This window comes from Parvibaculum sp., from assembly GCF_035511255.1.
GTDB lineage: Bacteria > Pseudomonadota > Alphaproteobacteria > Parvibaculales > Parvibaculaceae > Parvibaculum.
Genome location: NZ_DATKFR010000066.1, coordinates 1 through 2,935 on the forward strand (window position 1 = coordinate 1; position 2,935 = coordinate 2,935).

Sequence of the window (2,935 nt, forward strand, 5' to 3'; positions counted from 1 at the left end):
TCGCCTGCGGACACGGTGCGCTCATCAGCCTTCCGGGCGGCGGCGCCGATGCCTCGGCCCTGGTTCGCACAAACCTGGCTTCTCCCGCCTGTTCGGACGACGCCTTCCTGCTGCTCGCCAATGCCAGCCTTCATCGCAGCACGGACATCGACACTGCGCAGGTCCTGACGCATACCGGCCTCTTCACGCATTTCGACTCCGTCAACGCCGGAGCGCCAGAAGCTCTCGACCCGTCGCGCCGCATCCGCCTCAAGCCGGGCGAGGTTCTGGTCTTCAAGGGCAGCCGGCCGCATCCAGTCATCGTCGAGACGTCCGGAAAGCAGGCGATCCTGGAGGCGATGCACGCACCGCGCATCGCGATCGAAAACGTCACACCTTCCGTCGACGAGGGGCGCTTCCCGGTAAAACGTATCGTCGGTGAGCGCGTTATCGTCGAGGCGGACATTTTCGCCGACGGGCACGACGAACTGGCCGTCGAGCTTCTGTGGCGACCGGCCGATCAGGCGGAGTGGAACCGCATCCGCATGACCGCAACCGAGAACGACCGCTGGCGCGCCGAACTGCCTCTCGAACGGCTTGGCGCGCATCTTTTTACCATCGAAGCCTGGTGGGATGATTTCCGGACGCTGAAAGTGCATCTGAAGAAGAAGCTCGCCGCCGGCGTCTCGCTGCACAACGAGATCGAGGACGGCCGCGCGCAACTCGTCGCCGCCATCCCCCATGCGGAAGGCGAACCGCGCGACGCGCTGGAATCGGCTCTCGCCGGCCTCGACGCTGCGGCGGACGACACGGCGAAGGCGGGGCTTTTGCTCTCCGACGCCCTCTCCGCCGCGATGGACGCCGTTCAGCCGCGCCGGTTTCCTTCGCGTCATCCATCGAGCTTTCCGATCTGGGCTGAGCGTCTCGAGGCACGCTTTGCAAGCTGGTACGAACTCTTCCCGCGCTCGCAAAGCGGCGACCCGCAGCGTCACGGCACCTTCGACGACGTCATCGCCCGCCTGCCGGCCATCCGCGACATGGGCTTCGACGTTCTCTACATGCCGCCGATCCATCCGATCGGCCGCACCAACCGCAAGGGCCGCAACAACGCCCTGACGACCGAGCCCGGCGATCCGGGCAGCCCCTATGCGATCGGGGGCGTCGAAGGCGGGCATACCGACATCCATCCCGAACTCGGCACGCTCGCCGATTTCCGCCGGCTGCGCGACGCTGCGCGCGATCAGGGGCTCGAACTTGCGCTCGACTTCGCGATCCAGTGCTCGCCCGATCATCCCTGGATCAGGGAGCACCCGGATTGGTTCAGATGGCAGCCGGACGGCACGCTGCGCTATGCCGAGAATCCGCCGAAGAAATACGAGGACATCACCAACGTCGAATTTTACGCCGAAGGCGCTATTCCCGATCTCTGGCTGGCGCTCGAAAGCGTCGTACTCTTCTGGGTCGTCGAAGGCGTCAAAATTTTCCGCGTCGACAACCCGCACACCAAACCCTATCCGTTCTGGGAATGGCTGATCGCGAGCGTCCGGGCGCGGCACCCGGATGTGATCTTTCTGTCGGAAGCCTTCACCGCGCCCAAGCGCATGAACCGTCTGGCGAAGCTCGGCTTCTCGCAGTCCTATACCTACTTCACCTGGCGTCACACCAAGGAAGAGCTGACAGATTATCTCACCGAACTCAACGGCGAAGGCGTGCGCGACTATTTCCGGCCGAACTTCTTCGTCAACACACCGGACATCAATCCGCCTTTCCTGCAGACGGCCGGCCGGCCGGGCCATCTCATCCGCGCGGCGCTCGCGACGCTGCTGTCGGGCCTCTGGGGCGTCTATAGCGGCTTCGAGCTCTGCGAGGCGACGCCGCTGCCCGGCCGGGAGGAATATCTCAACTCCGAGAAATACGAAATCCGCGCCTGGGACTGGGCGCGGCCCGGCAACATCGTCGCCGAAATCTCGCAGCTCAACCGCATTCGGAAAGCCAATCCCGCGCTCCACACGCATCTCGGATTGAAATTCTACAACGCCTTCAACGATCAGATTCTCTACTTCGCCAAGGCGACGCCCGGCCGCGACAATGTCGTTCTCGCCGCGATCAATCTCGATCCCTTCCGCGCGCACGAGGCTGCGATCGAACTCCCACTCTGGGAATGGGGCTTCGCCGACCACGCCGCGCTTCAGGCGCATGACCTGATGCGCGGCCACAGCTTCGTCTGGCACGGCAAAAATCAAACCGTAAGGCTCGACCCGGCGGAGCTTCCTTTCGCCATCTGGCGCGTCCGCCCATATGAGGAATTCTGAATGGCGAGCGTGAAAGTGCCGCTGAACGACGATCCGCTCTGGTACAAGGACGCGGTCGTCTACCAGCTCCATCCGAAATCCTTTTTCGACGCCAATGGCGACGGGATCGGCGATTTTCCGGGGCTGATCCAGAAGCTCGACTACATCGCCGAGCTCGGCGTCGACACGCTGTGGCTGCTGCCTTTCTATCCCTCGCCGCGTCTCGACGACGGCTACGACATCGCCGCCTACAAGGACGTCCACCCCGATTACGGCGTGATGGCCGATGTACGGCATTTCGTGAAGCAAGCGCATGCGCGCGGCATCCGCGTCATCACCGAGCTCGTCGTCAACCACACATCCGATCAGCATCCCTGGTTTCAGCGCGCGCGCCGCGCCAAGCCTGGCTCGCGCTATCGCGATTATTACGTCTGGTCCGACAGCGATCAGGTCTATGCCGGCACGCGCGTCATCTTCTGCGACACCGAGAAATCGAACTGGACATGGGATCCGGTCGCGGGCGCCTATTTCTGGCATCGCTTCTATTCGCATCAGCCCGATCTCAACTACGACAATCCGGCGGTGCTGAAGGAAGTGCTGCGCGTCATGCAGTTCTGGCTCGAGATGGGCGTCGACGGGCTCCGGCTCGATGCGGTGCCCTATCT

General features: G+C 63.5%; 2 protein-coding genes. Both read left to right on the top strand.

Annotated elements, in window-relative coordinates; genetic code table 11:
• On the top strand, window positions 1–2,291 hold a 2,291-nt coding region (locus VMR03_RS02215), incomplete at its 5' end, for an alpha-1,4-glucan--maltose-1-phosphate maltosyltransferase (RefSeq protein WP_325401846.1).
• Window positions 2,292–2,935, top strand: a 644-nt coding sequence (locus VMR03_RS02220) for an alpha-amylase family glycosyl hydrolase (RefSeq protein WP_325401848.1), incomplete at its 3' end; no start/stop codon positions are given.